General features: G+C 67.0%; 3 protein-coding genes. 2 read left to right on the top strand and 1 reads right to left on the bottom strand.

Features of this window, described 5'->3' with window-relative positions; genetic code table 11:
• A partial coding sequence (locus H0U68_RS13010) for a WYL domain-containing protein (protein WP_296356227.1) occupies window positions 1–573 on the top strand: 573 nt, incomplete at its 5' end.
• A gap of 18 nt (window positions 574–591) precedes the next feature.
• Here the strand turns inward: H0U68_RS13010 and H0U68_RS13005 are convergent.
• Window positions 592–753 (bottom strand): hypothetical protein, encoded by a 162-nt coding sequence (locus tag H0U68_RS13005; RefSeq protein WP_296356225.1) that lies wholly within the window; start codon window positions 751–753, stop codon window positions 592–594.
• 1055 nt (window positions 754–1808) lie between these two features.
• Between H0U68_RS13005 and H0U68_RS13000 the strand changes: the two genes are divergently transcribed.
• The coding region (locus tag H0U68_RS13000; RefSeq protein WP_296356223.1) for a formyltransferase family protein at window positions 1809–3167 on the top strand (1359 nt) is incomplete at its 3' end.

Genomic DNA, 3167 nt, shown 5'->3' with positions numbered 1-3167 from the left:
CGGCTGGACCTCGCGCGCTCCTCGGCGGCGGCCGGCCAGCATGCGCTGCTGGCGCTGAGCGAGGCCGCCCATGCGCGCACGCGCGTGGCGCTGCGCTACCAAGCGGCCGGCCAGCCGGAAACCGAGCGCGAGGTGGACGTGTACGGGGTGGCCCTGCGCGGCGGCGCCTGGTATGCGGTGGGCCACTGCCACCTGCGGCACGGCCTGCGCAGCTTTCGCATCGACCGCGTGCGCGCCATCATGCCGGGCACGGCCACCTTCTCGCCGCCGGCCGACTTCGATGCCGTGCGCCATCTCGCGCTCGGCGTGGCCACCCTGCCGCGCATGCACGCCATCCAGGTGCTGCTGAAGACCGACATGGCGACGGCGCAGGAACAGCTGTTCGCCACCATCGGCGTGTTCCAGGCGAGCGAGCGCGGCTTGGTGCTGCACAGCCAGGCCGACGACCTGCACTGGTTCGCGCGGCAGCTGGCGCGCCTATCCTGCGGCTTCGAGGTGATCGCGCCGCGTGCCTTGAAGACCCAGTTGGCGCGCCATGCGCGGCACCTGCTGGCGCAGGCGGCGCGCGGCTGACGCGTTATTGCGCTTTCTTCAGACCCGCTCGGGCGGGTTGGATTTGCCGGGCAACTCGATGGGCGCCTGCGGCCCGCTCTCGTCTTCGGTCGACGGCGGCGCCTTGGGCTTGCCGTCGCCCGGCTGGGGGTCTGGGTTGTTCAGGGGATTCGGCTCGGGCGTGGGGACTTCGTCGGGCATGCGCGCTTCCTTTCGTTGCGCCTGTTGTGGCACAGCGGACAGCGGCGCGACACACGCCACGATGCCGAGTTCGCGTCAGCGCAGGCGTACGCGCGTCGCCCGCCTCAGGCAGTCGCGGTTCGATCGCCGTGTTGCCGGAGCCGCCGTTGGTGCTGGTGAGCTGGATCAGCGGCACCACCATGCGGGTGTCCTTGGTTTTCATGGCGACATCTTTTCGCTGGCTATGAATGGCAATGCAACACACCACTTGTTACGTGATGCGGTTCGCGATGATACACAGCCGAGTTCACTGCGCACAGTGCATCAATGCACTGGTTTTCATTGCCCGAGTGCACTGGCTGCGCCACCTCAGCGGACCTAGACTTTCGCGCTTCACGCCATGCATTCACCGCACTGCCGAGCTGCCGAGCTGCAAAGTTGTCAGCTGCCAAGCGCCGGTGCGCGGCCCGGGAAAATCCCGGCAGGGAAGTCCCTAGGATTGTCGCCACAAAGACAGGGTGAATGCTTTTGCAAGCCTAGTCTGTGACGCTCGCCAAATGGACTCTATCAAAAGAGCAAAGCTTCATCAGGCTGTCAAAACAGAGAATAAGACTCAGCCTGGAAGCTGCAAGACCGCGCCGAATCTTTGCACAGTGACCAGATTCGCCATGGAGGCTCTGCGGTTCAACTCAGCAGTTACATGCCGTCCCTGAGGTTACAAGAACAAACTTCCAACAGCCTCGGAGCCGATCCGATAATCGCTCGATATTTTTTTAAAATTAGGTAGATAGTTTTCGATACTACAGCGAAAACTTGGACTTATCGGTTAAATGGGCGCCGCTCCAAACTGTCCGTCCAGGGCAAGCGAGGAGCGGCCCTCTTTTTTGTGAAGGGTGCCAAAAGCACCGCTCGACGCGCATGCGCAGCATGCCTCGCACGGCCCACCAGGCCGGGCAACTGCCGGGCAACTCCCGGGCAACGAAAGTGAGCTGGAATGCGCAATGCAGCGCATTCCATTTATAGGAGTGGCGCATCCATCGGGTGCCCGCTCCAGCAGAAGTTTTTAGGGACAAGACATGACCGAAACAATGAACGTGAAGACGATGGACGCGCTGTTGATCGGCGAAGGCAGCCTGTTCGTGCGCTGCGGCGACCTGCTGATGGCCAAGGGCCATCGCGTGAAGGCCGTGATCAAGGGCTCCGACGGCGCGGCGCGCTCCTGGGCCGCCAAAGCGGGCGTGGCGCACTACGACCTGCAGGAAGCGCTCGCGCTTGGCGAGCACCTGTCGTTCGACGTCCTGTTCAGCGTCGGCAACTACACCGTCATTCCCGATGCGCTGCTCGCGCGCGCCAAGCGGATGAACATCAACTACCACTACGGCCCGCTGCCCGAGTATTCGGGCCTGCACGTGCCGTCGTGGGCCATCTCCGAAGGCGTAAAAGACTACGGCATCACCTGGCACCGCATCGGCGACGTGGTGGACGGCGGCCCGGTCCTCAAGCGCGTGCCGGTCGCCATCGAGCCGGGCGACAGCGCGCTGTCGCTGGGCTTGCGCTGCGACGAGGCCGCCTACCGCAGCCTGGGCCCGCTGATCGACGCGCTGGCGCAGGGCACGCAGGCCGAGACGCCGCAGGACCTCACCAAGCGCCGCTACTTCTCCATGCAGGCGCAGTTCCCGGCCGAGAACGTGATCGACTGGAACGACGGCGCCGAGCGCATCGCCGCGCTGGTGCGCGCCACCGACTACGGCCCGTACGGCAGCCCGCTGGTGTGGCCCAAGCTGGCCATCGGTGGTGAGTTCTACGCGGTGCGCAAGGCCAGTGTCGAAGGCGCTGCCGGCAGCGCGCAGCCCGGCCAGATCGTCGGCGCCGACGCCTCCGGCGTGCAGATCGCCGCGGGCGGCCAGTCCATCCGCATTGAAGGGCTGAGCCGCCTGGAAGGCCAGAGCGTCTCCATCGTCGAACTCGCGCAGGCAGGCCTGCTGCGCGCGGGCGAACGCTTCGCCTCGCCGGCCGGCGACGTGAAGGCGCAGCTCACCACGGCCGGCACGGCCGCCTCCAAGGCCGCGGCCCACTGGCGCCGGCAGCTGGCCGGCTACAACCCGTACCGCCTGCCCTACGCGCTGCCCACCGCCGCCAGCGACGCCGCGCCCATCGCGCACACCTTCGACGTCACGCCGCAGGGCCTCGACTTCGAGCTGTCCTATGCCGAATACCTGGTGAGCGGCTGGTGCGCCTTCCTGGCGCGCGCGTCCGGCACGGCCGACGTGCACGTGGCCCTGGCCGCGCCGCGCGACGCCATCGCGGCGGAGTACCGCGACCTGTTCTGCGCCTGGGTGCCGCTGCTGGCCCAGGTCGACGCGTCCGCGCCCGTGTCGCACGGCATCAAGGCGATCTGCGGCGAGCTGCGCGCGGCGCGCGAGCGCGGACCGCTC

The sequence above is a fragment of the Ramlibacter sp. genome (assembly GCF_013697775.1).
GTDB lineage: Bacteria > Pseudomonadota > Gammaproteobacteria > Burkholderiales > Burkholderiaceae_C > Ramlibacter.
Note: the sequence above shows the minus strand (reverse complement) of the source record. Positions and strands in the feature narration are given on the sequence as shown.